The organism is Skermanella mucosa (assembly GCF_016765655.2).
Taxonomy (GTDB): Bacteria; Pseudomonadota; Alphaproteobacteria; order Azospirillales; family Azospirillaceae; genus Skermanella; species Skermanella mucosa.
The window spans coordinates 2,465,216-2,491,690 of the sequence record NZ_CP086106.1; the positions used below are offsets into that span (position 1 = coordinate 2,465,216).

Consider the following 26,475-nt stretch of genomic DNA (forward strand, 5'->3'; position numbering starts at 1 on the left):
ACCATGAAACTGCGGGATATCGCCGCCGCCCTGAACTTGGACGCGGAGCTGCTTCAGGGCGGTACCCGCATCGTCCGCAGCCCGATCGACGGCACGGAGATCGGCCGTTTGAGGGACGACACGCCCGAGACGGCGGATGACAAGATCGCCGCCGCGGCGGAAGCCTTCAAGACGTGGCGGTTGGTGCCGGCTCCCCGGCGCGGCGAGCTGATCCGCCTGCTGGGCGAGGAGCTGCGCGCCCACAAGGAGGCGCTGGGCAGCCTCGTGACCCTGGAGTGCGGCAAGTCGATCCAGGAAGGCTATGGCGAAGTTCAGGAGATGATCGACATCTGCGACTTCGCGGTCGGCCTGTCCCGCCAGCTCTATGGGCTGACCATCGCTTCGGAGCGTCCGGGCCACCGGATGAGCGAGACCTGGCATCCGCTGGGTGCCGTCGGCGTGATCTCCGCCTTCAATTTTCCGGTCGCGGTCTGGTCTTGGAACTTCGCGCTGGCCATCGTCTGCGGCGACCCGGTGGTCTGGAAGCCGTCGGAGAAGACCCCGATCACGGCGCTCGCCTGCCAAGCCCTGTTCGAGCGCGCAGTGGCGCGGTTCGGCGACGCTCCCGTCGGACTGTCCTCGGTGCTGGTCGGTGGCCGGGAGATCGGCGAGCGGCTGGTGGACGACCGGCGCATCGCGCTGGTCAGCGCCACCGGCAGCACGCGCATGGGCCGCGAGGTCGGGCCCCGCCTCGCACAGCGCTTCGCCCGCTCGATCCTGGAGCTCGGCGGCAACAACGCCATGATCGTGACGCCCTCGGCCGACGTGGAACTGGCGGTCCGCGCGATCCTGTTCGCCGCGGTCGGCACGGCGGGGCAGCGCTGCACCAGCCTGCGCCGGCTGATCGTGCATTCCGACGTCTACGACACGCTGGTTCCGCGGCTTCGGCAGGCCTATGCCGGGATCCCCATCGGCAATCCGCTGGACAAGTCCAAGCTGGTCGGGCCGCTGATCGACCGCGACTCATTCGAAGGCATGGCCCGCGCGCTGGAAAGCGCGACGGCCGAAGGCGGCAGCGTGACCGGTGGCCGGCGCGTGCTGGCCGACGAGTTCCCGGATGCCTTCTATGTCGAGCCGGCGCTGGTCGAGATGCCGGGGCAGACCGACACGGTGCGGCACGAGACCTTCGCCCCAATCCTCTACATCCTGCGCTACGACGCCCTGGACGAGGCGATCGCGTTGCAGAACGACGTGCCGCAGGGGCTGTCGTCCTGCATTTTCACGACCGACCTGCGCGAAGCCGAGCGGTTCCTGTCCGCCGGCGGCAGCGACTGCGGCATCGCCAACGTCAATATCGGCCCGAGCGGTGCGGAGATCGGCGGCGCTTTCGGCGGCGAGAAGGAAACCGGCGGCGGCCGCGAGTCGGGCTCGGACGCCTGGAAGGCCTATATGCGCCGGCAGACCGCGACGGTGAACTATTCCGACGCGCTGCCGCTGGCGCAGGGCATCGTGTTCGGCTGAACCCCGGCGAGTATCACGCTTTCGGTACGGGAGGGCGGGCGGAAAGCGCCCTCCTGCCATTCCCCGTGTGACGCGGAATACAAGTTGACTAGGAAACTTAATTCGGCTAGTTTCCTAGTCAACAAGGTGGAGGCGATAGGTGCCGACCGTTTCAGACGTGACTGCCCATACCGGCTATTGGCTACGGATAGTTTCCAACGCGGTGTCGCAGGACTTCGCCCGCAAGGTCGCGGACGAGGGGGTTACGGTGGCGGAATGGGTCTTCCTGCGCGCGCTCCATGATGCCGATGCGATGGCGCCCTCGGTCCTGGCTGAAAAGATGGGAATGACGAAGGGCGCGATCAGCAAGCTTGCCGAACGTCTTCTTGAGAAAGGACTGCTTTCACGCACGGATAACCCAGGCGACAAGCGGGCGCACAGCCTGTCCCTGACGGAAGCCGGGCGAAAAAAAGTACCGGTCCTGGCGGCGCTGGCCGACGAAAACGACGCCGAGTATTTCGGGACGCTGACGGCACGAGAGCGTGAAGCACTCGATCGTACTTTGAAGAACCTCGCCGCAAGGCGGGGATTGATGAACACTCCGGTGGATTGATCCGCCGAATTTATCGACCATCCAGATGTGAAAGGATCTGCGCCATGGACGCGGAAAGGATCTCCATTGCCAGCGCTTGTCTGCACGCAGCCCATGACGGCAGCGTCAGCTTTCCTGAGATCGTCGGCAAACTGATTGCCGCCGGCTTCGAGGGCTACGCGGTGGACTATCGGCGCAACACCCAGACCTACTATCTGCCGGATGGCGACAGCGTGATGCTGGATATGCCGCCGTCACCCGGGGCCGTTGCGCCCACGTTGGATCCCGCCAGGGTCGAGTCGTTGGTGCGGTGGGCGCAGGCGAATGGTCCCGACTACAGCTACTCGGGATTCTGCGAGGAGGTGAAAGCGGCAGGCTGCGCGGGGTACATCGTCTCGTTCTCCGGTCGCCGCGTGGTCTATTTCAGCCGTATGGCCGAGATCCATGTCGAGCATTTCCCGAATTGACTCCAGAACGCTTGGACGCCGGGCCGAGCGGGCTCCCGAGGCGGATCTCAGTCCGATCGACTGACTCCACAGGAAGCCAGCAGATCGGACAGCGGCGGGCCGCGCCGCTGGCGAGTCAGTTCGACGAGACCGAGCTTCGACATGCCGTACACGTTGACGCCGGCGGGGTCGTCGGCGGTGGCTTGGCCCAGTGCGCCGAGCAGGTGCTCGACATCCCGACGGGCAGTCATGTTGATGAAATCCACGATGACGATGCCGCCTATATTGCGCAGGCGGAGTTGCCGGGCGATCTCTTCCACCGCGTCGAGATTGGTCGCCAGGGCGTTCGGGCGTTCTCCGCCATTGACGTCGATCACGGTCAGCGCCTCCGTCCGGTCGATCACCAGGCTGCCTCCGCCGGGGAGCGGGACCGTGCGGCCGGAAAGCTCCCGGATCGCGCCTTCGATATCGTAACGATCAAACAGGGCTTCCTGCCGGATCTCTACCAGCGCTGCGGCGTCGGGAGCCAAGTCCGCCAGTTCGCCCCTGATGGCGGCATCGGACACGTAGATGCGAGCGATGCGCCGGCCGCCGGTCTCGACGACGGCGCGCACCGCGGCCGAGGAACCCGTACTCAGGGTCCGGGGCGGATCCCCGGCAACCTGCCGCTCGATCTGCCTCCAGGCCAAGGCCAGGGCTTCGGCTTCCGACGCCAACAATTCAGTTTCCACGCCGAGGGCGCTGCCGCGGACGATCCAGCCACCGCCCAGGCCGCCGGTGATCTCGGAGATCATCTGGGAAAGCCGGCCCCGCGCGTCGCCCTGCGCCAGCCGGCGGGAGATGGAGATGCCCGGCTTGAACGGGGTCATCACCAGGAACCGGCCGGGCAGGGTCACGTCCATGGTCAGGGATGGCCCCTTGCCGCCGCCGGGCTCCGCCTTGACCTGGACCAGTACCGGCTGGCCGGCCCGAAGGGTGGTTCCGGCGCGCGCCGCCTTGCGGCTCGTGGGGGCTGCCGTGCGCAGATCGGCATTGTTCAGCAGGCCGGCAGTACCGCCGATATCCACGAAGGCGCCGTTCAGGGCGGTGACGATCCGGTCCACCCGCCCCAGCACGATTTCTCCCAGTCGGCTTGGCCGGACGGCGCTGTCGATATGGAGATCGGTCAACCGTCCGTCCTCGACCACCGCGGCGCGCAGGAGAGGTCCGGCACGATCGATCAGGATCTCGATGTCCCGGGACGGGCCGGTCACGTGGGAACGGGAGACGGGGAGGCGGGTACGAAGCCCGCGCCGCGCAGCATGTTGGAAACTTCGAACAGCGGCAGTCCCACGACGTTGCTGTAGGAACCGCCGATCCAGCGGACCAGCGCCGCGGCGCGCCCCTGGATGGCGTAACCGCCCGCCTTGCCCTGCCACTCGTTCGACGCGATGTAGTCTTCCGTCTCCTCAAGGCTCAGCACCTTGAAGGTAACGGCGGTTTGCACGACACGATCGAGGCTGCGCCCGTCGGGCAGCACCAGCGTGACGCCGCCATAGACGCGGTGTCGGCGGCCGGAAAGCAGCTTCAGGCAGGCGCGGGCCTGCTGTTCGGTCTCGGCCTTGGGCAGGATGCGGCGACCACAGGCCACCACCGTATCCGCCGCGAGCACGAAACTGCCGGTATGGCGCGATGCCACCGCGGCAGCCTTCTCGGCAGCGAGCCTTGCGGCATGCTGGGCGGGAAGTTCGTCGCGGAACGGGGTTTCATCGAGGTCTGCCGGGTCGATGCCGGCCGGATCGATTCCGATCTGGCGCAGCAGGTCTAGACGCCGGGGCGAGGCAGAGGCGAGCACCAGCGTGTTAGATGCCGGTGGAACTGTCATGACGTGAAGGTCACGGTCTGTCCGACGCGGCAGGTCACTTGAAGCGGAATGTGATACGGCCCTTGCTGAGGTCGTAGGGAGTCATTTCCACATTCACCCTGTCGCCCGCGAGCACGCGGATGCGGTTCTTGCGCATCTTGCCCGAGGTGTGCGCCAGCACTTCGTGGTCGTTATCCAGCTTGACCCGGAACATGGCGTTCGGGAGCAGTTCCATGACGGTGCCGGAGAATTCGATCAGATCTTCTTTTGCCATAAGTCCTTTGGTCCGTTCAGGAGATTCCGCGGAGATAAGTGATCGCCGGAACCACGCGGGTCAAGCGGTTTCCCGGCGCGGGCGCACAATAGGCCGATGCGCGGGAAAACGATACTGCCCATTCGACAAAAACCCGCCACAAAGTGCTTCCCCGCAAAAGGCCCTCCGGAAGGAGAGGCCCCTGAAAGATGACAGCGCCAGCGCCGTCTCCGCCCGTGTGCGGAGACGGCGCTGGCGCCGCGGGACACCGTGCCGGGCCGAAGCTTCCGGTCTTACTGTCGCTCGACCATCAGCTTCTTGATTTCCGCAATCGCCTTGGCGGGATTGAGACCCTTTGGGCAGGTGCGGGTGCAGTTCATGATGGTGTGGCAGCGGTACAGGCGGAAGGGGTCTTCCAACTGGTCGAGCCGCTCGCCCGTCATCTCGTCACGGCTGTCAGCGATCCAGCGATAGGCCTGGAGCAGGACGGCCGGGCCGAGATAGCGGTCGCCGTTCCACCAGTAGCTGGGGCAACTCGTGGTGCAGCAGAAGCACAGGATGCACTCGTAGAGGCCGTTCAGCTTCTCGCGCTCTTCCGGGCTCTGCAGCCGCTCGCGGTCCGGCGGGGTGGCCGACTGGGTCTGGAGCCACGGCTTGATCGAGGTGTACTGGGCATACACCTGGCTCAGGTCGGGGACCAGATCCTTGACCACCTTCATGTGCGGCAGCGGGTAGATCGCGACGTCGCCCTTCACTTCCTCGATCGGCTTCAGGCACGCGAGCGTGTTGACGCCGTCGATGTTCATGGAGCACGAGCCGCAGATGCCCTCGCGGCAGGACCGCCGGAAGGCGACTGTTCCGTCGATGTCGTTCTTGATGTGGATAAGGGCGTCCAGCACCATCGGTCCACACTTGTCGAGATCGATTTCGAACTCGTCCAGGTGCGGATTCTGGCCGTCCTCGGGGTTCCACCGGTAGATCTTGAAATTCTTGGCGCGCTTGGCGCCCTTAGCGTTCGAGACCCTCTTGCCCGGCGTGATCCGCGAATTGCGGGGTAGCGCGAACTCAACCATCGTATCAAATCCTCGAATACCTTGCCCGCCGCCAGCCGCGGCCCGGAACCGGAACGGCCGATGCCGCCCCGGCCTTGTTGTGGCCTGTCAGGTCAGTACACGCGCGCTTTCGGCGGGAACACCTGGACTTCGTTGGTCAGCGTGTAGAGATGGACGGGACGGAACTCGAAAGTCGTCTTGCCGCTCTCGTCGATGCTGACGACGGTGTGCTTCATCCAGTTTTCGTCGTCGCGGTCCGGATAGTCTTCCCGGGCGTGGGCCCCGCGGCTTTCCGTGCGGTTCGCGGCCGAGTTCATCGTCACGACCGCCTGATACATAAGATTGTCAAGCTCCAGGGCTTCTACAAGGTCCGAGTTCCACACCATGGTGCGGTCGGTGATGCTGACGTGCGGACGCTTCGCCCAGGCCGCCTGCATCAACTGGACGCCTTCCTCCAGCACCTCGCCGGTGCGGAAGACGGCGCAATTGTTCTGCATGTTGCGCTGCATCTCGGCACGCAGGTCGGCCGTCCGGACCTCGCCCTTGGCGTGGCGCAGACGGTCGAAACGCTCCAGCGCCAGCTCGGCGCTGCCCGTCGGAAGCGAACGATGGGACGCGCCCTTCTCGATGATCTCCGACGCGCGGATGGCGGCGGCCCGGCCGAACACGACGAGGTCGAGCAGCGAGTTGGAACCCAGCCGGTTGGCGCCGTGGACCGACACGCAGGCGGCTTCGCCGATCGCCATCAGGCCGGGGACGACCTGGTCGGGGTTCTCCGGCGTCGGCCGGACCACTTCGCAGCGGTAGTTGGTCGGGATGCCGCCCATGTTGTAGTGGACGGTCGGCAGCACCGGGATCGGCTCCTTGGCGACGTCGACGTCGGCGAAGATCTTCGCGGTCTCGGCGATGCCGGGCAGCCGCTCGTGGATCACCGCCGGGTCCAGGTGCTCCAGGTGCAGGTGGATATGGTCCTTGTTGGCGCCGACGCCGCGGCCCTCGCGGATCTCGATCGTCATCGAGCGGCTGACCACGTCGCGGGACGCCAGGTCCTTGGCGGAAGGAGCATAGCGCTCCATGAAGCGCTCGCCGGACGAGTTGGTCAGGTAGCCGCCCTCGCCGCGCACGCCCTCGGTGATCAGGCAGCCGGCGCCGTAGATGCCGGTCGGATGGAACTGCACGAACTCCATGTCCTGGAGCGGCAGCCCGGCCCGCAGGACCATGGCGTTGCCGTCGCCGGTGGAGGTATGGGCCGAAGTGCAGGAGAAGTATGCCCGGCCGTAGCCGCCGGTCGCCAGCACCACCATGTGGGCGCGGAAACGGTGGATCGTGCCGTCGTCCAGGTTCCAGGCCATGACGCCGCGGCAGACGCCGTCCTCGTCCATGATCAGGTCGAGCGCGAAATACTCGATGAAAAACTCCGCCTCGTGCTTCAGCGACTGCTGGTACAGGGTATGCAGGATCGCGTGGCCGGTGCGGTCGGCGGCGGCGCAGGTGCGGTAGGCGCGGCCCTCGCCGAATTTGGTGGTCATGCCGCCGAACGCGCGCTGGTAGATCTTGCCCTCGGCCGTGCGCGAGAACGGCACGCCGTAGTGCTCCAGCTCGATGATCGCGGGGATCGCCTCCCGGCACATGTACTCGATGGCGTCCTGGTCGCCCAGCCAGTCCGACCCCTTGACGGTGTCGTACATGTGCCAGCGCCAGTCGTCCTCACCCATGTTGCCCAGCGCCGCGCTGATGCCGCCCTGCGCCGCGACCGTGTGGCTGCGCGTCGGGAACACCTTGGTGATGCAGGCGGTCTTCAGGCCCTTTTCAGCCATGCCGAAGGTGGCCCGCAGGCCGGCCCCGCCGGCTCCCACGACGACGACGTCGTAGGTGTGGTCGATAATCTGATAGGCGCTCGCCATCGCTGCCTCAGCCTCCGAATGCAATCTTGAGAACGGCGAAGATGCCGGCGACCGCCAGGACGAAGCACAGGAACTTCGCCACGACGATCGCTACGACCTTCGCCCATTCGTTATGAACATAGTCTTCCAGGACGACCTGGATACCGGAGGCTGTGTGGTGAAACGTCACACCGACGAACAGGATCATCATGATCGCGGAGAAGGGCGACTGCAGCCACTGGACAGCGGCGGCATGGCCGTCGCCGATGATGCTCAGCACCCCGAACACGAACCACAGGGTCAGCGGGATCAGGGCGATCGACGTCAGCCGTGACATCATCCAGTGATGCGAGCCCGCCTTGGCCGAACCGAGGCCGCGGACGCGGCCGAGCTGGGTGCGGAGGCCGGGATTTGAGCTTGTGCTAGCCATCTGTCTTCCTCACCAGGCAATCAGGACGGCGATCCAGGTCAGGATCGTGAGGCCGGCGGCGGCCCCGATCACGATCCAGCCGCCGAGATACACCTGGGGGAGCTCCAGGCCGTAGCCCGTGTCCCAGACCAGGTGCCGGATGCCGGCGCAGAAATGGAACCACATCGCGAAAGTCCAGGCGAACAGCAGCAGCAGGCCGAAGAACGATCCCATGAACCCGGCTGCGCGCGCGTAGCTTTCCGGTCCCGCGGCGGCGGCGAGCAGCCACCAGACCATCAGTATCGTGCCCACCGCAAGCCCGATGCCGGTCACGCGGTGCGAAATGGAAAGGACGGACGTGATCTGTGGTCGGTAAATTTGCAGATGGGGTGAAAGCGGCCGACTGCCGTTCGACATATCTGACATCCTCGCTTGGGCTGCCGCAACTCGACGCGCGCGGCTGTGCGAAAACCCGGATTTTTATTTTGCGTGCTTGATTTACGCCGCTGGTCCCACCGAGTCAACGGCACCCGGCCGCTTCGACCGCACTGCGGCATCGCGGTGCAGCATGATCCGTGCTTCCAATGGTTGCCCAGCCTGACACCGCGGGGACGGACGTCAAACGGCCGATATGTGCGTGGTCACAGCCATGAAGTATCCGATTGCAGCGGACATAGTCCTGTGCTGCCGCCGGTCCGCTAACGGGTGTTCGTCTCTTTCCACGATGCGGGAAGAAGCCGACCTTCTTGGAGCGCGATCGCCAATATGTGTCGGTTTTATTGAACCGGACTGGCGCACCACTAACGATATGGCAATTTATTATATCAGTGTGGCGGAATTATGGGCATCGTTGCCGCTGAAACCGGATCTGCCTTGGAGGGGCCGCGACCATTTGCGCCAGTGGGCATTTTTTTACGATCGCACTGCGGAAAACCCGGTTGTATTCCGTCGCGCCCAACCCTGGGAGACCTCGAACCCCGTAGGGCAGGGTTGCCCCGCCGCCAGAGGCAGTCCGGGATTCTATCACGAGTGGGCGCGGAACCGTTTGCCGTTGGTCAGGATATCGTTGTTGAAACCTTCGGCGACGCGATCATCGCCATTGGAGGCAAGGCAGAGCGTGATGTTGATCGAGGCAAGTATCGCCTGGTCGATCTGGTCGGGATCCCGGACATAACGCTTGATAGCTTGGAGCGCGCGGGTCACGGACTGTGCCATAACACTTAATCTCCGAAAGAATGCCGGCGTCCGTTGGTGTGTGTCCATCGGACCGTTACCGACATCCTGGCCTTGAACAGATCGTTTGCCTGTGAAGCGGACCACGGCGGACCGTGAATAGTCGCACGGCTTACCTGCGGTTCTGCTTCGGCGAATATCGGCTGGTTGCCACTGACTTATAGCGTTAAAGAAATTAACTATAAGTGAATGGCGTGAGTGGCCGGCATACTACCACTTTCGTGCGGCTTGTCTTGCGGCGGAGTGAAGCATGGAGCGGCGCTGGAGGCGGCCTCAATGCCCGCCCTCGACCGCCGCGCGGGGCTTGCGGACCAGCGGCATGAACAGGAAGGCTGCGGCGAAGACGCACGCCATCAGCAGCAGGCAGTCGCTGAAGGTCAGGACCATGGCCTCTCGCTCGACCAAGCCGTGGATGATTTTCAGCGCGGCCTGGTCGGGGTCGCCCGCGATCACGCCGGACAGCCGGCTGGACAGGCCGTCCAGCATGTCCTGGACGCCGGGCCGGGCGGTGGTCACGTTGTCCGACAGCCGCGACATGTGGAGGGCGAAGCGGTCGATCAGCACCGTGTTGATCGCGGCCAGGCCGATGGCGCCGCCCAGGTTCCGCATCAGGTTGTAAAGGCCGCTGGCGTTCTTGAGTTGGTCGGGCGGCAGGGTGCCGAGCGCCAGGGTGTTGATCGGGATGAAGCACATCATCAGGGAGAAACCTCGGACCGCCTGCGGCACGAACAGCTCCCAGAAATCCGACTCGGCTGTGAGGATCGAGTTGAGATAGACGCCGAAGCCGAACATCCCGAGGCCCAGCGCCAGCATCAGGCGCAGGTCCATCTTCCGGGACAGGATGCCCGCGACCGGCGCCGATATGAACTGGAACATTCCGGTGACGAACATCACCATGCCGATCTGAAGGCTGTTGAGGCCGCGGATGCGGTCCAGGAACAGCGGCATGATGTAGACGGCACCGTAGAGCCCGACGCCGATGACGAAGCTGAACAGGCAGCCGATCGCGAAATTGCGGTCCTTGAAGGCGCGCAGGCCGACAATCGGATTGTGATAGGTCAGGACGCGGCGGAAGAACAGCACGGCGCTGACGGCGCAGACGGCCGCCGCCGTCGCGATGGCGTGATCCTCGAACCAGTCGTTGCGCGGTCCTTCCTCCACCACGAACTCCAGCGTGCCCAGGAACAGCGCCATGAACAGCAGGCCCGGGAGGTCGAACCCCTTGAGCACGCCCAGGTCCGGCTTGTCGACGTCGACGAAGCTCCAGACCAGGGCGGACACGGCCAAGCCGGGGCCGACATTGATCAGGAAGAGCCAGTGCCACGACAGGCTCTGCGTCAGATAGCCGCCCAGGGTCGGCCCCAGGGTCGGGGCCATGGTCGCTACCAGGCCGATCATGACCGAGACGCCGGCGCGCCGGTCCGCCGGGAACAGGGAGAAGCTGGTGGCGAACACGGTCGGGATCATGGCGCCGCCCAGGAAGCCCTGCAGGGCGCGGAAGACGATCAGCGACTCGATGTTCCAGGCGAAGGCGCAGGCGATGCTCATGATGGTGAAGCCGATCGCCGACACGACGAACAGCCAGCGGGTCGACATGACGCGCGCCAGGATGCCCGACAGCGGGATCATGATGACTTCCGCGATCAGGTAGGAGGTCTGGACCCAACTGATCTCGTCGGCGCTGGCCGACACCCCGGCCTGGATTTCCGCCAGGCTGCTCGACACGATCTGGATGTCCAGGATCGCCATGAACATGCCCACGACCATGGCGAAGAAGCCGATCCAGTCCCTCGCCGTGACGCGCCGGGCCCCCGCGGCTTCGGCCGCCATCACTTGCGTCCCGGTTCGGCCGCGGCGGCGGTTCCGAAGATCCCGCCGGCCGCCAGCGGCCCGATCCCCTCGTCCCGGGTGTCCACCGAAACCTCGACCGAAAGCCCGGGCCGGAGCAGGCCGGCCAGCGGGTTGTCGGACGGCACGGCGATGCGGACGGGGATGCGCTGGACGACCTTTGTGAAGTTGCCGGTCGCGTTCTCCGGCGGCAGCAGGCTGAACTGTGAGCCGCTGGCGGGCGCGAAGCTGTCGACGGCGCCGCGCAGCACCTGTCCGGGGAAGGCGTCCACCGACAGGTCGACCGGCTGGCCGCGCCGCATGCCGGCGAGTTGGGTTTCCTTGAAGTTCGCGACGACGTAGACGTCGGGGAGGGGAACGATGGCGAGAAGCGCGGAGCCCGCCTTGACATACTGGCCCAGCTGGACCCCCTTGTTGCCGATCACGCCGCCCACGGGTGCGCGGATCACCGCATGGCCCAGATTGTCCCGCGCCAGGTCGAGGTTTGCCTCGGCCTGCCGAAGCTTCGCCTCCGCCTCCTTGCGCGACGCCTGAAGCACGCCGAGCTGGTCGTGCTCGGCCGCCAGGCCGGCGATCGCCTTGTTCAGCGCAGCTTCGGCCTTTCGGAGGTCGGCCTCCGCGGCGTCGTACCGCTGGCGGCTGACCGTGTCGCCGCTGACCAGGCTTTTCACCCTGTCGTAATCCTGCCGGGCGCGATGCAGGTCGGCCTCGGCGCCCGCGACCGTCGCCTGGCTCTGCACGATCATCGAGTGCTCGAGGGTGATCCGGCTGTCGATGCTGCCGATGGCGGCCCGCGCGGCGTCCATCGCCGCGTCGGCCTGTGCTTCCTGCGCCCGGTACTCGGCGTCGTCGATCACGACAAGGATGTCGCCGGCCGCGACCTCCTGGTTATCGGTGACACGGATATCGGCGACGTAGCCGGCGATCTTCGGGCTGACGATCGAGATGTCGCTGTGCACATAGGCATTGTCGGTCGATTCCAGGAAGCGCCCGACCGTCCACCACTGCCAGCCGAAATAGCCGCCGGCCGTCAGCACCAGGACAGCCGCCACGACCAGAACCGACCTGCGCATCATCCATAAACTCCCCAAAGAGCGCCGCCCCCCGGATCACCCGGACCTACCCGGCGTGACCGAACTGAACGGTTCAGTTCACTCTGCTCTTCCGGAAAGTGAGCAGGTCGATAGGTCTTGTCAATGCAAAACTGAACGGTTTAGTTTAGTGTCCGATCCCTGCTTTCCGGAGATGACGAGATGCCCAGGATGGTCGTTCAGGACCAGCACCGCGAGAATCGCCAGGGGCAGAAATCCGCCCAGATCATGTCCGCCGCGAAGACGCTGTTCACCAGCCAGGGGTTCGGCGCGACCAGCATGGATGCCATCGTCCGCATGGCGAACGTTTCCAAGGCGACCCTCTATGCGCATTTCTCCGGAAAGGAGGAACTCTTCGCCGCCATCGTCAGCCACGAGTGCCGGACCCAGCAGAGCCTGCTGTGGGCGCCCGGCGTGGAGGAGAAGGAGGTCGAGGACGCGCTCGGCGAGATCGGCCGCAATTTCCTGGGACTGATCCTGTCGGCCCCGGCCGTGGCCATCTTCCGCGTCGTCGTGGCGGAGTCCGCCCGGTTCCCGGATCTCGGCCGGATCTTTTTCAATTCCGGCCCTAACCAGATGAGGCAGAGCCTCAGTTCGTATCTCGCCAAGGCGACGGCGCGCGGCCGGCTCGACATCGACGACCCCTGGCGCGCGGCCGAACACTTCATCGGGATGCTGCAGACCCCGGTCCACTTCAGCGTGCTGTTCGGCGTGAAGGATCATTTCTCTCGGGATGAACTCGACGGGATCGTGAAGGACGCCGTGGGGGCGTTTCTCCGTGCCTATCTGCCACGCGATCGGATGGAGAAGTCGTGACATAAGTGGTACATTGTTTGAGGGGTTGCTGACTTCAAAGCGCTTTGTTCGTTGTTGAGCAGTCATCGAACGTACTGCCCCTGTCAGCGACATCGGTTTCCCTGGACATCCTGAACAATCGGCCGGACGTGGATTCATCAACTCTGCTGACGGGCGCTTAAAGATTTAGCTTAAATTGAGAGACACGGAATCGGTCATGACTCAGGAACTCGCCGTCGCGGAGCATTCACGACCGGCACAGGCCCGTATCGCGGTCGCCGTGATCTTCTTCGTCAATGGAACCGCCCTGTCGAGCTGGGTCCCCCATATCCCGACGGTGCAGCAGAAGCTTGGCTTGAGCACCGGTACGCTGGGGCTCGCGCTGCTGGGAATCGCGGGCGGATCGCTTGTATCCATGCCCATAGCCGGGTGGCTGATCGCGCGGCACGGCAGCCGCGTCGTCACGCTTACGGCGGCAATCCTATACTGCCTTGCGACGCCGCCGTTGCTTCTGGCCTCGAGCCTGCCGGCGTTGATCATGGCCTTGATCCTGTTCGGGGCGTTCAACGGCGCGATGGACGTCGCGATGAACGCCCACGGCGTGGCTGTCGAGCGCGCCATCGGACGACCGGTGATGTCGTCGCTCCACGCGCTGTTCAGCATCGGCGGGCTGGTAGGGGCGGGGAGTGCGGTGGTCCTGCTGCCGATCGGGATGACGCCGGCCGCCCATGTGACCGCCGCGGCGACCGGGGGGCTTCTCCTTGTGCTCGCCTCCGCGCGTTTCCTGCTGCCGCGAGGGGTCGATATCAGCACGGGCGGCGGCCCTCGTTTCGTTTTGCCGCGCGGGCGGTTGCTGGTGCTGGGGGCCATGGGCTTCTTCATCCTGATGATGGAGGGCGCCATGTCGGACTGGACCGCGGTTTACCTGAAGATCGACCTGGGAACCGGCGCCGCCTTCGCAGGGCTCGGATATGCCGTCTTCTCCGCAGCCATGGCGGTCGGGAGACTGACCGGGGACCGTATGGTCGCCAGCTTCGGCCCGGTCGCGATGGTCCGGTGGGGATCGCTGCTGGCGGCGGCCGGCCTGGGTGGAGCATTGCTGTTGCACGATCCGGTGGCCGCGGTCGTTGGCTTCGGCCTTGTCGGGCTGGGCCTCGCCAATATCGTGCCGATCCTGTTCAGCGCGGCCGGGAGGACTCCGGGCATGGCTCCGGGACTGGCGATCGCAGCCGTGACGACGGCCGGATACTTCGGCTTCCTCGCAGGGCCACCGCTAGTCGGGCTCGTCGCCGAAGTGCTCGGGCTGCCCGGTTCCCTCGGAATCCTTGCCGCTGCGGTCGGATTGATGGCGTTTCGGTCAGGGGTACTGGAACCGCGCGAAGGGCGGGTTCAATCCTGAGAAATGCCGGTTGGACGGGGAAATGGTGCCGCGAAGAGCGGGACGGGAGTTGACGGTAAGCACCCTGCGGCGGACCGGCTCCTAGCGTTCGCCGGGCGACCGCAGGGCAGAAGAAAAGCCTGTGCTTTTCCTCAGTGGCGGGAGAGCCGCGCCAGTTCGTCCTTTACCCTGAGTTTATCAAATTTAAGTTTCTTGATGTCGATATCTTCGGAGCCCGGCTGCTTCTGCAGGGCTTCTATCTGTCTGTCGAGCGAGGCATGGCGGTCGCGTAGAGCCTGAATGTGATTCTCGTTCACCATGTGACGTGCTCCATGTCTTTCAGACTATAACATGAGAAGCATACACGCTCTCGAAGGGATTGCCAGCCTCTTCGTGTATGAAAATGAAAGAATCCCGATGTTTCACGCAACATTGAACCAGTTTAAATGCATACCAGAATAATTTTTCTTAAGATTGCAAACGAAGGTCTGGTTAACCAATGTTTCCCGGACTTTGGGGCCGATCTGTGGGGCAGGAGGGTTTCGGCAACGGCCACATCAGGGCATGCATGACTTGACCACGCGGGTACTCAACGTGGGGTTCAAAGCGTCATCAATCTGATAAGGGAGAGATGGTGCCCAGGGACGGATTTGAACCGCCGACACGGGGATTTTCAGTCCCCTGCTCTACCAACTGAGCTACCTGGGCGCCGCCGTCATTCCGCATCGGCCAAGTATGCCGTGCTGCGGTGGGGCAGGGACGTGCTTATAGAAAAGTTCGCCGAGGCTGTCCAGGGGAGAAGTTGCCGGAAGCGCTTGCCGTCGTAATCCGGTTACACGACATTGCGGAAGGAATTCCCCTTGCGGAGGCTGGCAATCATGGTCGATCCCACCGCGTCGAGGCGCGTCCGGCGGTATCGCGCGGTCCAGAAGAACCCGCGTGACATCGTGCGGGCGGACCTCCAGGTTCCGAAGCTGGAACTGGCCGATCTGAAGGCCGCCGCCAAGGAAGCGCGCGATCGGCATGCCAGGGCTTGCCTGGCGAAACGCGAACTGGACTTCGTGCTTGCCACGATCAATGCGCCGCGCCCTTGCCATCTGGATGCCCAGGGATTGGTTCATTGCCTCCATACCCCCAATCCCGACCCCGCTTGGCTTCCCCATGTCGAAGCGCTGTTCGACGAGGTTTCGGTCGAAGGCATCCACGATCTCGTGCTGGCAGGGGTCATAGACTTCGAGCAGCTCTATCGCGCGTCCCGCACCTGGAGAGTAACGCATGGGCGAAACGTCCCCTGGATCAAGGAAATGGCCGACCTCAGCTTGGCGAGACCTGCTGACTTCGACGATCCAGCTGTTCGACACGCTGCCCGAGACCCCTGAATGGAGTTTCGGCGAAGGCACATCGCTGGCAGTCCATTGCGACCACCGCTACAGCCATGACATCGATGCTTTCGTCAGCAGCGCCGAAGTCATTCGGGCCCTGTCGCCCAATCGCAATCCTGCCACCAAACGGCTTCCGGATGGTCGCAAGTACGAATATCCTGGGAATTACCTGAAGCTCGTACTCGATCGCGGCGAGATCGACTTCATCATCGGCGGCAGTCGTACGGATCGAGCCGTCGAGTCATGAGAGTTCGACGGCAGGATCTTGAACATCGATCTATCGGCAAGGAAGTGGTGCCCAGGGACGGATTTGAACCGCCGACACGGGGATTTTCAGTCCCCTGCTCTACCAACTGAGCTACCTGGGCATCCGGTCCGGCGTGGCCTGAAGCGTCGCCGTCGGGGCGTGCTTGTAGGAAAAATTACGGGGCCTGTCCAGCACCGGATTTCATTTTCGTGCAGATTTCGTGAACCAGGCGCCCGGCCATCCGGATGCCATGAAGGGAGTAGCCGTCCGCGTCCCGCATTCCCGGTACGCGCCGTCGATGATGCGGCGCAGCATGGTATCCTGTGAGATCATGTCGCAAGGTGCCGAAAGCCCATGACGGTATGATGACAGCAACCAGCATCCAGCCCGAAGGGGTGACGTCATGAAGATCGTCGCGCGCGAACAGAACAGCTTCCGGATCACTTGCCCGAACGGCCATGACTTTACCGCTCCGCGCCACAGCATCTCGGTGGAATGCCCGACCTGCGGCGCTACCGGGAGCACCCGCGAACTCGTGGACAGGATGATCAGGACTGCGGAGCGACCCCAGGCGACGGCCGCCTGAGGGTTTGAGGCCCTTGCGTCCGCCGCACCACGGCCCACCCGGGCCATGGTGCAACGGATGACGCCGGCCGTCAGGTCAGGCCGCGGCGGTGCCGCCGACGGTCAGGCCGTCGATCCTCAGGGTCGGCTGGCCGACGCCGACCGGCACGCCCTGGCCTTCCTTGCCGCAGGTGCCGATGCCCGGGTCCAGTGCCATGTCGTTGCCGATCATGCTGACCTTGGTCAGCGCGTCGGCGCCGTTGCCGATCAGGGTGGCACCTTTCACCGCGGGGCCGACCTTGCCGTCCTCGATCAGGTAGGCCTCCGAGGCGGAGAAGACGAACTTGCCCGAAGTGATGTCCACCTGCCCACCGCCGAAATTCACCGCGTAGAGGCCCTTCTTGACCGAGCGGATGATTTCCTCCGGGGTCTTGTCGCCGGAGCGCATCACGGTGTTGGTCATGCGCGGCATCGGATGATGGCCGAAGCTCTGGCGGCGGCCGTTGCCGGTCGGCTTGACGCCCATCAGGCGCGCGTTCATGCGGTCCTGCATGAAACCGACCAGGATGCCGTCCTCGATCAGGGTGGTGGACTGGCTCGGCGTGCCCTCGTCATCGACCGTCAGCGAACCGCGCCGACCCTCGATGGTCCCGTCATCGACGACGGTGACGCCCGGAGCGGCGATGCGCTGGCCGAGCAGCCCTGCGAACGCCGACGTCTTCTTTCGGTTGAAGTCGCCTTCCAAGCCGTGGCCGATCGCCTCGTGCAGCAGGATGCCGGGCCAGCCGTTGCCCAGCACGACCGTCATCTCGCCGGCCGGCGCCGCGATCGAGCCAAGGTTGACCAAGGCCTGCCGGAGCGCCTCGTCCACCTGCCCCTGCCAAGCGGCAGGGTCCAGGTAGGCGTCGTAGCTGGTTCGTCCGCCGACGCCGTGGCCGCCGCTCTCCATCCGGTCGCCGTCGGCGACCACGACCGAGATGTTCAGGCGGACCAGCGGGCGGACGTCGGAGACTCGCAGCCCGTCGGCGCGGATGATCTGGACGGCCTGCCACTCGCCGCCGATCGACGCCGAGACCTGCCGGACCCGGGGGTCGCGGCCGCGCGCATAGGCGTCGATATCCGACAGCAGCTTGACCTTGGTCTCGAAATCTACCAGGGCGAGCGGGTTGATCGCTTCGTAGAGCGCGCGGTTGGTGCCGGTCGGCGGCTCGGCCATGGTGCCGCTGTGGCCGGCATGGACCGCCTTGACGGTCTCCGACGCGCGTCGGATGGCGTCTTCGGACAGGGTGGAGGCGTGGGCATAGCCGGTCGACTCGCCGGAGATCGCGCGGAGGCCGAAGCCCTGGCTGGTGTCGAAGCTGGCGCTCTTCAGCTTGCCGTCGTCCCAGGCCAGGCTTTCGGACTGGCTGTATTCCAGGAAGAGTTCGCCGTCATCGGCACCCGCCAATGCTTCCGACACGATCGATTCGGTACGTGACCGGTCGAGACCGGCGCGGTTGAAGAAGATGTCGTCGGTTACGGCGAGGGTGCTCATACAAGACTCCGGAACGGGGGGATGCCGTGGCAGTTGGCCCATCATAAGGGTAGAATACTTATGTGGGCCAGCCCCCGCGGATGTGAAGGGCCGGCCGAGGTCCACCCTTCGACGGCGGTTTTTCAGCCGGGGTTCTGCGGCCCGACCTCTCGCTCCAGCGCCTGGGCGATCAGATCACGGGTATTGCCGATGCCGTACAGCTCGATGAAGCTGCCCATGCGCGGCCCCATGGTCTGTCCCAGCAGCACCTCGTAGAGCGCCTGGAACCAGCTCTTCAGGTCGGCGAAGCCGTGCCGCTTGCCGATCTCGTAGACCTGGAACTGGATCTCCTCCGCCTTGGCGCCGTCCGGCAACCGGCCCAGTTCTTCCAGCAGCTCCCGCATGGCCGCGCGCTCCTGTTCGGTCGGCGCGCGGTACCGCTTCGTCGGCTTGACGAAGTCCTGGTAATAATTGACCGCGTACTGCACCAGCCGGTCCAGGAACGGTGCGCTCTCGGGATTGGCGTCGGGCGCGTAGCGGGTGATGAAGCCCCACATCACGTCCTTGCTCTCCGCGTTGGCGACGCCGGCCAGGTTCAGCAGGATGTTGAAGCTCAGGTCGCTGCGCGCCTCCGGCGGGTGGCCGCCATGGATGTGCCAGGCCGGGTTCTCCAGCTTGCGGGCCGGCTCCTCCGACGGGAACTTGGAGACGAAGGCCAGGTACTCGTCCACCGCCCGGGGGATCACGTCGAAGTAGAGACGCTTCGCGACGCGCGGCTTCTGGAACATGTAGAGCGACAGGCTCTCGGGCGGGGCGTAGCGCAGCCATTCCTCGACCGACAGGCCGTTGCCCTTGGACTTGGAAATCTTCTGGCCCTTGTCGTCCAGGAACAGTTCGTAATTGAAGCCCTCCGGCGGCTGGGTGCCCAGGATTCGGCAGATCTTCCCGGCCAGCTCGACCGACGGGATCAGGTCCTTGCCGGACATTTCGTAGTCGACGCCCAGCGCGTGCCAGCGCATGCCCCAGTCCGGCTTCCATTGCAGCTTGCAATGGCCGCCGGTCACCGGGGCTTCCTTCTTCCTGCCGTCCTCGTCCTCGAACACGATGGTGCCGGCATCCACGTCATGTTCCAGGATGGGCACCTGGAGCACCCGGCCGGTGGTCGGGGAGACCGGCAGGAACGGGCTGTAGGTCGCCGCCCGCTCCTCGCGCAGCGACGGCAGCATCACCTTCATGACGGCGTCGTAGTTGCGGAGCACCGTCAGCAAGGCCTCGTCGAACCGGCCCGAACCGTACCATTCTGTCGCGGACTGGAACTCGTACTCGAACCCGAAGCCGTCGAGGAAGCCCCGCAGCATCGCGTTGTTGTGGTGGCCGAAGCTTTCGAACTTGCCGAACGGGTCGGGCACCCTGGTCAGCGGCTTGCCCAGGTGCTCGCGCACCATCTCCTGGTTGGGGATGTTGTCCGGAACCTTGCGCAGCCCGTCCATGTCGTCGGAGAAGGCGAACAGGCGGGTCGGCACGTCCGGCGCCATGAGCTGGAACGCGCGGCGCACCATGGTCGTGCGCGCGACCTCGCCGAAGGTGCCGATATGGGGCAGTCCCGACGGTCCGTATCCGGTCTCGAACAGGACATAGCCTTTGGCCGGCGCTTTGCCCTTGTAGCGCGCGATCAGCTTGCGCGCTTCTTCGAAGGGCCACGCCTTGGCCTGCAATGCCAGTTCCTGTTCGCCAGACATCGTACTTCACCGCTCGGGATATAGTTTGGAAGCGGCGACCCTAGGGAACTTGGGAGCGCCGGTCAATCGCGACGCGACGCCGGCAAAGGGGGCCGGGGGAGTTGTCGTGCGTCGGGGGGCTGGCTACCATGGCATCCTTCCGGCAACTCCGACGGTTATCATGATGCAGGACGTGATCGACGCCTTCGCCGCCGCAGGCGGCCTGATCCTGGGTTTCGACGACCAGCTGGCCCAGATCGTGCTGCTGTCGCTGCGCGTCACCCTGACGGCCGTCGGGATCGCCATGGTGATCGGCCTGCCGTTGGGCGCCATGCTGGGGATCGCCCGGTTTCCCGGCCGGGGAGCCGTCATCGTCCTGTTCAACGCCCTGATGGGGCTGCCGCCGGTCGTGGCCGGGCTCCTGGTCTACCTGATGCTGTCCCGCTCCGGTCCTCTCGGCGGGCTGGGCTTGCTGTTCACGCCCGCCGCCATGGTCATCGCCCAGACGGTCCTGGTCACTCCCATCGTCATCTCGATCACCCGGCAGGTGGTCGAGGACATGTGGAGCGAGTACGAGGAGCAGCTTCGCTCCCTGGGATCGACGCGCCGGCGCGCGATCCCGACGCTGCTGTGGGATGCGCGCTTCAGCCTGGTCACCGGAGTGCTCGCCGGTTTCGGCCGGGCCAGCGCCGAGGTAGGGGCGGTGCTGATCGTCGGCGGCAACATCGCCGGGGTCACCCGCACCATGACTACCGCCATCACGCTGGAGACCGGCCGCGGCGACCTTGCCCTGGCGCTCGGGCTCGGCATCCTGCTGCTGGTGCTGACGCTGGCGATCAACGCCGCCGCCTATGCCGTCGGGCAGGTGGCGCGGAGGTCCGCCGGCTGAGCGGATGGCTTCAGTCGTCGTACCGGCCCCATTTCTTCTTCTTGCCATGGTGATGGTGGTGATGGACCTCCCGCCCGCCGTCGGGCGTGGTCAGTGCGCCCAGCAGGGCGCCGCCGGCTCCGCCGACCAGGGCGCCGCCGAGGGGGTCGTAGCCGAACAGGTAGCCTCCCGCGGCGCCCGCGCCAGCACCCAGCGCGCCGCCCGTGGCGGCGCGGCGTTCGGCATGGTTCAGCGTGCAGGCCGACACCAGGATGCAGCCGGCCAGCAGGAAAACGGTACCCAACTTCATCGTCATGGAAGAGCCTCATGGATCAACTGGAGGCAGCCTGCCGCGTTACCGGCGCATGCCCTGTGACCAGCATCACCCGGCGCGAAATAAAGCGGTAGTGCCGCTTCCGGACCGGGCCGCGGCCGGAGGGATTACGCCTCGGCCAGCAGCAGGTCGGCGGGCGGCGCGACGGTCCGCCGACTGAACAGGTTGCCGCCTGGGCGTTGGCAGATGCCCTTCGCCCCAAGCCTCAGCTGCCCGGGGACTCGTCCAGCCAATCCTCGCAGCGCAGCCCGTCGACGCGTCTGAATTCGCGCAGGTTTCCGGTGACCACGACGAGGCCTCGGCTGCGGGCGTGGCCGGCGATCATCAGGTCGTACGAGCCAATCACCATGCCGCGGCGCTTCAGGTCGGCCCGGATGTCGCCGTAATGCGCAGCGGCCTCGTCGTCGAACGGCAGCACCTCGAGACGGGCGGCCAGCCGTTCGACCTCACGGCGCATGTCAGCCGGCCGGTCCGACTTGGCAGCGCCATGCAGCAGTTCGCCCAGGGTGACCGCCGAAATGGACAGGCCATCGGCCTCGTCGTTGAAACGCGTCCGGGCGCTGGCCGGCCGATCGCGCAGGACCCGGATACACACATTGGTGTCGAGCATGAAGCGGCGCATCACAGCGCTTCGCGCTCCTGGGCGGCGGGCTGGTCGCGGTCCGGGAAACCGATGCCGGGGGAATCGAAAAAGTCGTCCCATACACTGTCGGCCGGGATGATGATGCGTCGGGGACCTTCGCGCAGGATCAAGACGTCGCGCACTCCCGGCGGGAACGAAACGTCTTTCGGGAGTCGGACGGCTTGGCTGCGGTTCGAGTGGAACAGGGTGGTACGGGCTTGCATGGGACGCCTCAGTCCGGAGTTCTCGTAGGAAGGCCGCTATTGGATATACGATTGGGATACACATCGCCTCGTCGCGGACGACAAGGACCTCCACGCCGGGTCTTGATCGGGCGACTCGCCCGACGTTATCCTCAAGACTGCGCAGCGCCCGGCGGCACTTGGCCATTTTGAAGAGCCGTATCACGCCTCCGCCAGCAGCAGGTCGGCGCTCAGGCCGCCGCCGGGCCGGTTGCGGAGCGTGACGTCGCCGCCATGGGCCCGGGCGATCGTGCGAGCGACGGACAGGCCGAGGCCGGTGCCGCCGGTATCGCGGCTGCGCGACCGCTCCAACCGGTAGAAGGGGGCGAAGACCTTCTCCTGCTCCTCCACCGGGATCCCCGGCCCGTCGTCGTCTATGCGGATCGCGACGTGCCCGTCTTCTTGATGGTCCAGCAGCGCCACCCGGGCGCAGCCGCCGTATTTCAGTGCATTGTCGATCAGGTTGCCGATCGCCCGGCGCAGCGCGACCGGCCGGCAGGCGATCGTCCTATGCTCCGGCCCCGAATACTCGACCTCGTATCCGGCATCCCCGAGGTCGTCGACGAGGCTCTGGAGCAGCGCCGCGAGGTCGATCGGGACGCGCGGCTCCTTTCGCGCGTCGTCGCGCGCGAAGGCCAGGGTGGAAGCGATCATCGCCTCCATCTCCTCCAGGTCGGCCAGCATCTTGCGCTGCTGTTCAGGATCCTCGACGAACTCCGCGCGGAGCCTCAGGCGGGTCAGCGGCGTGCGCAGGTCGTGGCTGATCGCCGCCAGCATCTGGGTCCGATCCTCGACGAACCGGTGCAGGCGCGTCTGCATCTGGTTGAAGGCGCGGGTCGCCTGCCGCAGCTCGCGCGGTCCGGCCTCGGGCAGCAGCGGCGCCTCGCCGTCGACGCCCAGCCGCTGGGCCGCTTCGGCGAACCGCTTCAAGGGCGCGCTCAGGCGGCGCCCGGCCCACAGGGACAGGCCGAAGATGACCAGCCCGACGAGACACATCCACAAGCCGAAGCGGATCAGGCGGAACGGGCCGTCCCGGTCGGGGTCGGACCGGAACACCAGCCAGGTTCCGTCCGACAGGGGCAGCGCCATCTGCATCACGTTGCCGAACAGCCGCGCCTCGATCGGGGCCAGGGGACCCGGGCTGGGCGGGCCGTTCCGCACCTCGATCAGGATCTCCCGCGTCGGGTCTTCCAACGCGTTGCGCAGCCTCCGGCGGAAGCCGTCCAGGGGGAAGCCGACCTGGTTCCGCTCGATGTCCGGTGCCCTGGGCCGCCACTCCACCTCCAGGCCGGGCGCGTCGACCGCGCGGACGACGCGCGGGCGGAACTGGGGCGGAGTCTCGTCGGCCAGGCGGACGATGGCCGCTACCCGTTCGACCATTTCCCGAGGGCCGTGGCGCGGATGGCCTTCGCCGCGGTCGGTCACGTACACCAACGCGCTGACCGCCTGGGTCAGCGCCAGCGCCATCAGCACCGTCAGGCCAAGCCGGACGGCAATTCCCGCCGGAAGGAACCTCCGCTTGAACCTCTCCCACATGTCAGGCCTTCGTGACGGCAGGTGTGAAGATGTAGCCGCCGCTGCGCACCGTCTTGATCAGGGTCGGCTCCTTCGGGTCCGGCTCGATCTTGCGGCGCAGGCGGCTGACCTGGACGTCGACGCTGCGGTCGAACGGCATGGCGGTGCGCCCGCGCGCGAGGTCGAGGAGCTGGTCGCGGTTCAGCACCCGCTGGGGATGTTCGGCGAAGGCCACCAGCAGGTCGAACTCGCCGGCGCTGAGCTGGACCAGCACGTCGTCGGGCGACCACAGCTCCCGCTTGGCGACGTCGAGCCGCCACCCTTCGAAGGTCAGCCCCCGACTGGCCGGTTCGGCCGAGGCCCCGACCGGCAGGCCGGTGGAGCGTCGCAGCACCGCCTTGGCGCGGGCCAGAAGCTCGCGCGGGTTGAAGGGCTTGGCCAGATAGTCGTCCGCGCCCATTTCCAGCCCGACGATCCGGTCCGTCTCCTCGCCCATGGCGGTCAGCATGATGATGGGAATGGCGCCCGCCGGCCCGGGCTGGGCACGCAGGCGGCGGCACAGCGCCAACCCGTCCTCGCCCGGCATCATGAGGTCGAGGACGATCAGGTCGATCCGGGATGTCTCCAGCACCTGCATCATCTCCGCGCCGTCGCGGGCGCTCGACACGCGGTAACCGTGCTTGGTGAGGAACTGGGAGATCAGGGTGCGGATTTCCCGGTCGTCGTCGACCACGAGAAGGTGGGGCTGCTTGTCCATGGCCGGCATCTTCCTTCAGGGCAGGTCGCATGGGTAAGGCATTTGTTGTAACTGATCGTTACAGCGGGGGCGCCGGTTACACAACGTTACCAAATGCCTCTGCCGGAGACATCAAGCGGCAAAGGTCGGGCCCCATCTTCAGGTCATCGAAGCGACGATCCGCTTCGCAGGACAGATGGAGACAGAAAATGAAGCGTACCGTTTTGGCAACCGCCGTGCTCGGCACGATGCTGGCAGCCGCCGTCCCGGTCTTCGCCCAGGGCGGTCCCGGCGGTCCGGGCGGCGGTCCCGGCGGCCCCGGTGGTCCCGGTCCGCGCTTCGAGCGGATGTGCGAGAACCTGGACGCCCGCGTCGCCGGCATGCTGGCCTTCGCGGAGACCCGTCTGAAGATCACCGACGCCCAGCGTCCTGCCTGGAACAACTTCACCCAGGCGGTCAAGAACAGCGAAAGCCCCATGAAGCAGCGTTGCGAGAACCCGGAGGCCTTCACCCGCCCCGCGACCTTGCCGGAGCGGGCCCAGCGCATGGAGGAGATGATGACGGCCCGGCTTGAGCAGGTCCGGCAGATCCGTCCGGCGCTCGACCAGCTCTACGCCGGCTTCTCGGACGAGCAGAAGAAGACCGCCGACGAGATGACTGAGCGCATGATGCGGCACGGGCGGGGCGGCTTCGGAGAGTTCGGCCAGGGGCATGGTCACGGGCACGGGCATGGCCACGGCCGTGGCGACGGCCCGCGCGGCGACCGCGGCCCGATGTAACCGACGAATTTGGATGTCCGGCGCGCTGGAGCGCGTGCCGGACATCCAGCGTCGGCGGCACGCCGTTTTCTCTTTGAGAGCCGCCGCGTCGCCGCTATGTAGGGACCGTGAACCAACTGACCAAACTCCTGATCGAAGCCGGGCCGCTTGCGGTCTTCTTCGTGACCAATTCGAATGCCGGCATCATGATCGGCACGGGCGCCTTCATGGCGGCTACGGCCGTGGCCGTGCTGCTGTCCTGGCACCTGGAACGCAAGCTGCCGATCATGCCCCTGGTCGGCTGCTTCTTCGTGATCCTGTTCGGCGGATTGACCCTGTGGCTCGATGACGACCTGTTCATCAAGCTGAAGCCGACCGTGGTCAACCTGCTGTTCGCCACCGTTCTGTTCACCAGCTTGGCGCTCCGCCGCAACGTGATGAAGCCGCTGCTCGGGACGGTGCTGAACCTGAGCGAGGAGGGCTGGCGCATCCTGACGGTCCGCTGGGCCTGCTTCTTCGTGATCCTGGCCGTGCTCAACGAGGTGGTGTGGCGCACCATGACCACCGATGCCTGGGTCAATTTCAAGGTGTTCGGGATCCTGCCGCTCACCCTGGTGTTCAGCGGCCTTCAGATGCCGGTGATCATGAAGCACCAGATCCCCGACGAGGCCGAGGCCAAGGAGCCCGCGCGCGCCGAATGACCGCGGAAAGCGTTCCCGACTATCTGCCGTTCGCCGAGGGGCCGTTCCGCATGGCGATGGGCCTGATGGCCCTGAAGCCGGCGGACTGGATCGAGATAGACGGCAATTACGCCTCCGAGATCGCTCTGCGCGACCGCCTGCTGATCGAGCGGCGCGGCGACGTCCTGGCCATGCGGCCGGGGGCCGCCGGGGCCTGCCGCGAGGTGCTGGACCAACTCGCCGGCTTCCTGCCGGAGCGGTTTCCCGAACATTTCCAGCGAACCGGCCCGGAACTGCTGAACCACGTCACCGGTGACCGCTGGCAGGTGGAGGGCGAGCTGTCCGACCCGCTGGAGATCGCCGGGCGTCTGGTCCAGGAAGACCTCTGCATCCTCCAGGAGGTGGATGGGGAGCTTCGCCTGACCGCGGGGGTCCTGTGCTTTCCCAACCGCTGGAGGCTCGCCGACAAGCTGGGTCTGCCCATGCTGGGCATCCATGCTCCGGTACCGGCCTACGCCGACCGTCTTGGCAGGCCGGTGGACCGGTTCCTCGGCCTGATGACGCCGGACAGGCCGGTCTGGCGGCTGAACTGGTCGCTGACGGACGATCCGACGCTGTTCCAGCCGGTGGGGCATGGGCGGCTCGAACCCGATCGGAGCATGACGGCGGAGAATGCCGGGGTGCGCGTCTTCCTGCGCGTCGAGCGGCAGACCCTGCGGCGCCTGCCTCGCACCGGGGCGGTCCTCTTCACGATCCGGACCTATCAGCGTCCGGTCGAAGCCCTGGCTGCCCGGCCGCAGGAGGCGGCTCGCCTGGCCTCGGCGGTCCGCGCCTTGCCCGACGACACCGCCCGTTATAAAAGCGTCATGCCATTCCGGTCGGCTCTGTTGGCCTGTCTGGATCGTATGACCGGTCTGTCCGCTAGTAATAGTCAGCAAGATAGATCGTAAGCCGGTCCGACAATGCGTTGACCGAGGGAACTGGATCCGGGCGG

30 protein-coding genes and 2 tRNA genes are annotated in these 26,475 nt (G+C 65.8%); 11 read left to right on the top strand and 21 right to left on the bottom strand.

All coding sequences use genetic code 11. From position 1 onward, the window contains the following. Positions 1-3 precede the first annotated feature (3 nt). The 3 genes from amaB (at position 4) to JL100_RS11140 (ending at position 2,538) form a co-directional block, all read left to right on the top strand. Positions 4-1,500, top strand: coding sequence for an L-piperidine-6-carboxylate dehydrogenase (amaB, locus tag JL100_RS11130; protein WP_202679785.1), 1,497 nt, complete (start codon positions 4-6; stop codon positions 1,498-1,500). Between the two features lie 139 nt (positions 1,501-1,639). Next, positions 1,640-2,092: a MarR family winged helix-turn-helix transcriptional regulator gene (locus JL100_RS11135; RefSeq protein ID WP_202679784.1), complete on the top strand. Its 453-nt coding sequence runs from the start codon at positions 1,640-1,642 to the stop codon at positions 2,090-2,092. A gap of 44 nt (positions 2,093-2,136) precedes the next feature. Further along, positions 2,137-2,538 carry a DUF1398 domain-containing protein gene (locus tag JL100_RS11140; RefSeq protein WP_202679783.1) on the top strand — a complete coding sequence of 134 codons (402 nt, stop codon included), beginning with the start codon at positions 2,137-2,139 and terminating at the stop codon, positions 2,536-2,538. Positions 2,539-2,585: 47 nt separating this feature from the next. On the opposite strand, the gene JL100_RS11145 is transcribed toward JL100_RS11140, so the two are convergent. The 10 genes from JL100_RS11145 to JL100_RS11190 all read right to left on the bottom strand — a co-directional run bounded on the left by JL100_RS11145 (position 2,586) and on the right by JL100_RS11190 (position 12,114). Then, positions 2,586-3,770: a ribonuclease E/G gene (locus tag JL100_RS11145; RefSeq protein WP_202679782.1), complete on the bottom strand. Its 1,185-nt coding sequence runs from the start codon at positions 3,768-3,770 to the stop codon at positions 2,586-2,588. Beyond that, positions 3,767-4,381 (bottom strand): Maf family protein, encoded by a 615-nt coding sequence (locus tag JL100_RS11150; protein WP_202679781.1) that lies wholly within the window; start codon positions 4,379-4,381, stop codon positions 3,767-3,769. The genes JL100_RS11145 and JL100_RS11150 overlap by 4 nt, the downstream gene beginning before the upstream one ends. 34 nt (positions 4,382-4,415) lie before the next feature. Further along, positions 4,416-4,634 carry a translation initiation factor IF-1 gene (gene infA, locus JL100_RS11155; RefSeq protein ID WP_037452069.1) on the bottom strand — a complete coding sequence of 73 codons (219 nt, stop codon included), beginning with the start codon at positions 4,632-4,634 and terminating at the stop codon, positions 4,416-4,418. Between the two features lie 272 nt (positions 4,635-4,906). Next, positions 4,907-5,686 (bottom strand): succinate dehydrogenase iron-sulfur subunit, encoded by a 780-nt coding sequence (locus JL100_RS11160; protein ID WP_158045036.1) that lies wholly within the window; start codon positions 5,684-5,686, stop codon positions 4,907-4,909. Positions 5,687-5,778: 92 nt separating this feature from the next. Then, positions 5,779-7,569 carry a succinate dehydrogenase flavoprotein subunit gene (gene sdhA, locus JL100_RS11165; RefSeq protein ID WP_202679780.1) on the bottom strand — a complete coding sequence of 597 codons (1,791 nt, stop codon included), beginning with the start codon at positions 7,567-7,569 and terminating at the stop codon, positions 5,779-5,781. A 7-nt stretch (positions 7,570-7,576) separates the two neighbouring features. Next, positions 7,577-7,978: a succinate dehydrogenase, hydrophobic membrane anchor protein gene (sdhD, locus tag JL100_RS11170; protein WP_202679779.1), complete on the bottom strand. Its 402-nt coding sequence runs from the start codon at positions 7,976-7,978 to the stop codon at positions 7,577-7,579. Positions 7,979-7,987: 9 nt separating this feature from the next. Then, a complete protein-coding gene (gene sdhC, locus JL100_RS11175) occupies positions 7,988-8,383 on the bottom strand; it encodes a succinate dehydrogenase, cytochrome b556 subunit (protein WP_323378484.1) in 396 nt (131 codons plus the stop codon). A gap of 597 nt (positions 8,384-8,980) precedes the next feature. Continuing rightward, positions 8,981-9,172, bottom strand: coding sequence for a hypothetical protein (locus tag JL100_RS11180; RefSeq protein WP_202679777.1), 192 nt, complete (start codon positions 9,170-9,172; stop codon positions 8,981-8,983). Positions 9,173-9,463: 291 nt separating this feature from the next. After that, entirely contained in the window at positions 9,464-11,020 is a 1,557-nt protein-coding gene (locus tag JL100_RS11185; RefSeq protein WP_202679776.1) for a DHA2 family efflux MFS transporter permease subunit, read from the bottom strand. Further along, a complete protein-coding gene (locus JL100_RS11190; RefSeq protein WP_323378486.1) occupies positions 11,020-12,114 on the bottom strand; it encodes an HlyD family secretion protein in 1,095 nt (364 codons plus the stop codon). Before JL100_RS11190 ends, JL100_RS11185 begins: the two co-directional genes overlap by 1 nt. A 177-nt stretch (positions 12,115-12,291) precedes the next feature. Here JL100_RS11190 and JL100_RS11195 point away from each other — a divergent pair, with 177 nt between their 5' ends. Further along, positions 12,292-12,945: a TetR/AcrR family transcriptional regulator gene (locus JL100_RS11195; protein WP_202679775.1), complete on the top strand. Its 654-nt coding sequence runs from the start codon at positions 12,292-12,294 to the stop codon at positions 12,943-12,945. A 196-nt stretch (positions 12,946-13,141) separates the two neighbouring features. After that, complete coding sequence (locus tag JL100_RS11200) at positions 13,142-14,323, top strand: MFS transporter (protein WP_202679774.1); 1,182 nt, start codon at positions 13,142-13,144, stop codon at positions 14,321-14,323. Positions 14,324-14,454: 131 nt separating this feature from the next. On the opposite strand, the gene JL100_RS11205 is transcribed toward JL100_RS11200, so the two are convergent. The 3 genes from JL100_RS11205 to JL100_RS11215 all read right to left on the bottom strand — a co-directional run bounded on the left by JL100_RS11205 (position 14,455) and on the right by JL100_RS11215 (position 15,579). Beyond that, positions 14,455-14,622, bottom strand: a complete 168-nt coding sequence (locus JL100_RS11205; RefSeq protein ID WP_158045044.1) for a YdcH family protein — start codon at positions 14,620-14,622, stop codon at positions 14,455-14,457. A 312-nt stretch (positions 14,623-14,934) separates the two neighbouring features. Further along, positions 14,935-15,010 (bottom strand) — tRNA-Phe (locus JL100_RS11210). Then, entirely contained in the window at positions 15,001-15,579 is a 579-nt protein-coding gene (locus JL100_RS11215) for a hypothetical protein (protein WP_228421204.1), read from the bottom strand. Before JL100_RS11215 ends, JL100_RS11210 begins: the two co-directional genes overlap by 10 nt. Between JL100_RS11215 and JL100_RS11220 the strand changes: the two genes are divergently transcribed. Continuing rightward, on the top strand, positions 15,578-15,931 hold the full coding sequence (locus JL100_RS11220; protein WP_202679772.1) for a hypothetical protein: 354 nt from the start codon (positions 15,578-15,580) through the stop codon (positions 15,929-15,931). The genes JL100_RS11215 and JL100_RS11220 overlap by 2 nt on opposite strands. Positions 15,932-15,976: 45 nt before the next feature. On the opposite strand, the gene JL100_RS11225 is transcribed toward JL100_RS11220, so the two are convergent. Then, positions 15,977-16,052 (bottom strand) — tRNA-Phe (locus tag JL100_RS11225). 282 nt (positions 16,053-16,334) lie between these two features. Here JL100_RS11225 and JL100_RS11230 point away from each other — a divergent pair. After that, positions 16,335-16,517 (top strand): hypothetical protein, encoded by a 183-nt coding sequence (locus JL100_RS11230; protein WP_202679771.1) that lies wholly within the window; start codon positions 16,335-16,337, stop codon positions 16,515-16,517. A 75-nt stretch (positions 16,518-16,592) separates the two neighbouring features. Here the strand turns inward: JL100_RS11230 and tldD are convergent, their stop codons facing one another. Further along, complete coding sequence (gene tldD / locus JL100_RS11235) at positions 16,593-18,029, bottom strand: metalloprotease TldD (protein WP_202679770.1); 1,437 nt, start codon at positions 18,027-18,029, stop codon at positions 16,593-16,595. A gap of 122 nt (positions 18,030-18,151) precedes the next feature. Next, positions 18,152-19,747 (bottom strand): lysine--tRNA ligase, encoded by a 1,596-nt coding sequence (locus tag JL100_RS11240; protein WP_202679769.1) that lies wholly within the window; start codon positions 19,745-19,747, stop codon positions 18,152-18,154. Positions 19,748-19,907: 160 nt separating this feature from the next. Here JL100_RS11240 and JL100_RS11245 point away from each other — a divergent pair, with 160 nt between their 5' ends. Next, positions 19,908-20,615 carry an ABC transporter permease gene (locus JL100_RS11245; protein ID WP_323378488.1) on the top strand — a complete coding sequence of 236 codons (708 nt, stop codon included), beginning with the start codon at positions 19,908-19,910 and terminating at the stop codon, positions 20,613-20,615. 10 nt (positions 20,616-20,625) lie between these two features. On the opposite strand, the gene JL100_RS11250 is transcribed toward JL100_RS11245, so the two are convergent. From JL100_RS11250 to JL100_RS11270, 5 genes are all read right to left on the bottom strand, one after another. Further along, entirely contained in the window at positions 20,626-20,910 is a 285-nt protein-coding gene (locus JL100_RS11250; RefSeq protein WP_202679768.1) for a hypothetical protein, read from the bottom strand. Positions 20,911-21,133: 223 nt separating this feature from the next. Continuing rightward, the gene (gene vapC, locus JL100_RS11255; protein ID WP_202679767.1) at positions 21,134-21,550 is read right to left on the bottom strand and encodes a type II toxin-antitoxin system tRNA(fMet)-specific endonuclease VapC; all 417 of its coding nucleotides are present in this window, start codon (positions 21,548-21,550) and stop codon (positions 21,134-21,136) included. Beyond that, the gene (vapB, locus tag JL100_RS11260) at positions 21,550-21,774 is read right to left on the bottom strand and encodes a type II toxin-antitoxin system VapB family antitoxin (protein WP_202679766.1); all 225 of its coding nucleotides are present in this window, start codon (positions 21,772-21,774) and stop codon (positions 21,550-21,552) included. The genes vapC and vapB overlap by 1 nt, the downstream gene beginning before the upstream one ends. A gap of 180 nt (positions 21,775-21,954) precedes the next feature. Beyond that, entirely contained in the window at positions 21,955-23,328 is a 1,374-nt protein-coding gene (locus tag JL100_RS11265) for an ATP-binding protein (RefSeq protein ID WP_202679765.1), read from the bottom strand. 1 nt (position 23,329) lies between these two features. Beyond that, entirely contained in the window at positions 23,330-24,064 is a 735-nt protein-coding gene (locus tag JL100_RS11270; protein ID WP_202679764.1) for a response regulator, read from the bottom strand. 188 nt (positions 24,065-24,252) lie between these two features. Between JL100_RS11270 and JL100_RS11275 the strand changes: the two genes are divergently transcribed. The 3 genes from JL100_RS11275 to JL100_RS11285 all read left to right on the top strand — a co-directional run bounded on the left by JL100_RS11275 (position 24,253) and on the right by JL100_RS11285 (position 26,431). Further along, positions 24,253-24,822, top strand: coding sequence for a Spy/CpxP family protein refolding chaperone (locus JL100_RS11275; protein ID WP_202679763.1), 570 nt, complete (start codon positions 24,253-24,255; stop codon positions 24,820-24,822). Positions 24,823-24,929: 107 nt separating this feature from the next. Next, a complete protein-coding gene (locus tag JL100_RS11280; RefSeq protein WP_202679762.1) occupies positions 24,930-25,502 on the top strand; it encodes a septation protein A in 573 nt (190 codons plus the stop codon). Next, entirely contained in the window at positions 25,499-26,431 is a 933-nt protein-coding gene (locus tag JL100_RS11285; RefSeq protein ID WP_228421205.1) for a heme-dependent oxidative N-demethylase family protein, read from the top strand. The genes JL100_RS11280 and JL100_RS11285 overlap by 4 nt, the downstream gene beginning before the upstream one ends. The last annotated feature ends 44 nt before the right edge of the window (positions 26,432-26,475 follow it).

Coding starts and splice junctions, on each gene's coding strand:
- amaB (WP_202679785.1), top strand. CDS start 4: ATGAAACTGCGGGATATCGCCGCCGCCCTGAACTTGGACGCGGAGCTG.
- JL100_RS11140 (WP_202679783.1), top strand. CDS start 2,137: ATGGACGCGGAAAGGATCTCCATTGCCAGCGCTTGTCTGCACGCAGCC.
- JL100_RS11150 (WP_202679781.1), bottom strand. CDS start 4,381: ATGACAGTTCCACCGGCATCTAACACGCTGGTGCTCGCCTCTGCCTCG.
- infA (WP_037452069.1), bottom strand. CDS start 4,634: ATGGCAAAAGAAGATCTGATCGAATTCTCCGGCACCGTCATGGAACTG.
- JL100_RS11160 (WP_158045036.1), bottom strand. CDS start 5,686: ATGGTTGAGTTCGCGCTACCCCGCAATTCGCGGATCACGCCGGGCAAG.
- sdhA (WP_202679780.1), bottom strand. CDS start 7,569: ATGGCGAGCGCCTATCAGATTATCGACCACACCTACGACGTCGTCGTC.
- sdhD (WP_202679779.1), bottom strand. CDS start 7,978: ATGGCTAGCACAAGCTCAAATCCCGGCCTCCGCACCCAGCTCGGCCGC.
- sdhC (WP_323378484.1), bottom strand. CDS start 8,383: ATGTCAGATATGTCGAACGGCAGTCGGCCGCTTTCACCCCATCTGCAA.
- JL100_RS11180 (WP_202679777.1), bottom strand. CDS start 9,172: ATGGCACAGTCCGTGACCCGCGCGCTCCAAGCTATCAAGCGTTATGTC.
- JL100_RS11185 (WP_202679776.1), bottom strand. CDS start 11,020: ATGGCGGCCGAAGCCGCGGGGGCCCGGCGCGTCACGGCGAGGGACTGG.
- JL100_RS11190 (WP_323378486.1), bottom strand. CDS start 12,114: ATGATGCGCAGGTCGGTTCTGGTCGTGGCGGCTGTCCTGGTGCTGACG.
- JL100_RS11195 (WP_202679775.1), top strand. CDS start 12,292: ATGCCCAGGATGGTCGTTCAGGACCAGCACCGCGAGAATCGCCAGGGG.
- JL100_RS11200 (WP_202679774.1), top strand. CDS start 13,142: ATGACTCAGGAACTCGCCGTCGCGGAGCATTCACGACCGGCACAGGCC.
- JL100_RS11205 (WP_158045044.1), bottom strand. CDS start 14,622: ATGGTGAACGAGAATCACATTCAGGCTCTACGCGACCGCCATGCCTCG.
- JL100_RS11220 (WP_202679772.1), top strand. CDS start 15,578: ATGGGCGAAACGTCCCCTGGATCAAGGAAATGGCCGACCTCAGCTTGG.
- JL100_RS11215 (WP_228421204.1), bottom strand. CDS start 15,579: ATGCGTTACTCTCCAGGTGCGGGACGCGCGATAGAGCTGCTCGAAGTC.
- JL100_RS11230 (WP_202679771.1), top strand. CDS start 16,335: ATGAAGATCGTCGCGCGCGAACAGAACAGCTTCCGGATCACTTGCCCG.
- tldD (WP_202679770.1), bottom strand. CDS start 18,029: ATGAGCACCCTCGCCGTAACCGACGACATCTTCTTCAACCGCGCCGGT.
- JL100_RS11240 (WP_202679769.1), bottom strand. CDS start 19,747: ATGTCTGGCGAACAGGAACTGGCATTGCAGGCCAAGGCGTGGCCCTTC.
- JL100_RS11245 (WP_323378488.1), top strand. CDS start 19,908: ATGATGCAGGACGTGATCGACGCCTTCGCCGCCGCAGGCGGCCTGATC.
- JL100_RS11250 (WP_202679768.1), bottom strand. CDS start 20,910: ATGACGATGAAGTTGGGTACCGTTTTCCTGCTGGCCGGCTGCATCCTG.
- vapC (WP_202679767.1), bottom strand. CDS start 21,550: ATGCGCCGCTTCATGCTCGACACCAATGTGTGTATCCGGGTCCTGCGC.
- vapB (WP_202679766.1), bottom strand. CDS start 21,774: ATGCAAGCCCGTACCACCCTGTTCCACTCGAACCGCAGCCAAGCCGTC.
- JL100_RS11265 (WP_202679765.1), bottom strand. CDS start 23,328: ATGTGGGAGAGGTTCAAGCGGAGGTTCCTTCCGGCGGGAATTGCCGTC.
- JL100_RS11270 (WP_202679764.1), bottom strand. CDS start 24,064: ATGGACAAGCAGCCCCACCTTCTCGTGGTCGACGACGACCGGGAAATC.
- JL100_RS11275 (WP_202679763.1), top strand. CDS start 24,253: ATGAAGCGTACCGTTTTGGCAACCGCCGTGCTCGGCACGATGCTGGCA.
- JL100_RS11285 (WP_228421205.1), top strand. CDS start 25,499: ATGACCGCGGAAAGCGTTCCCGACTATCTGCCGTTCGCCGAGGGGCCG.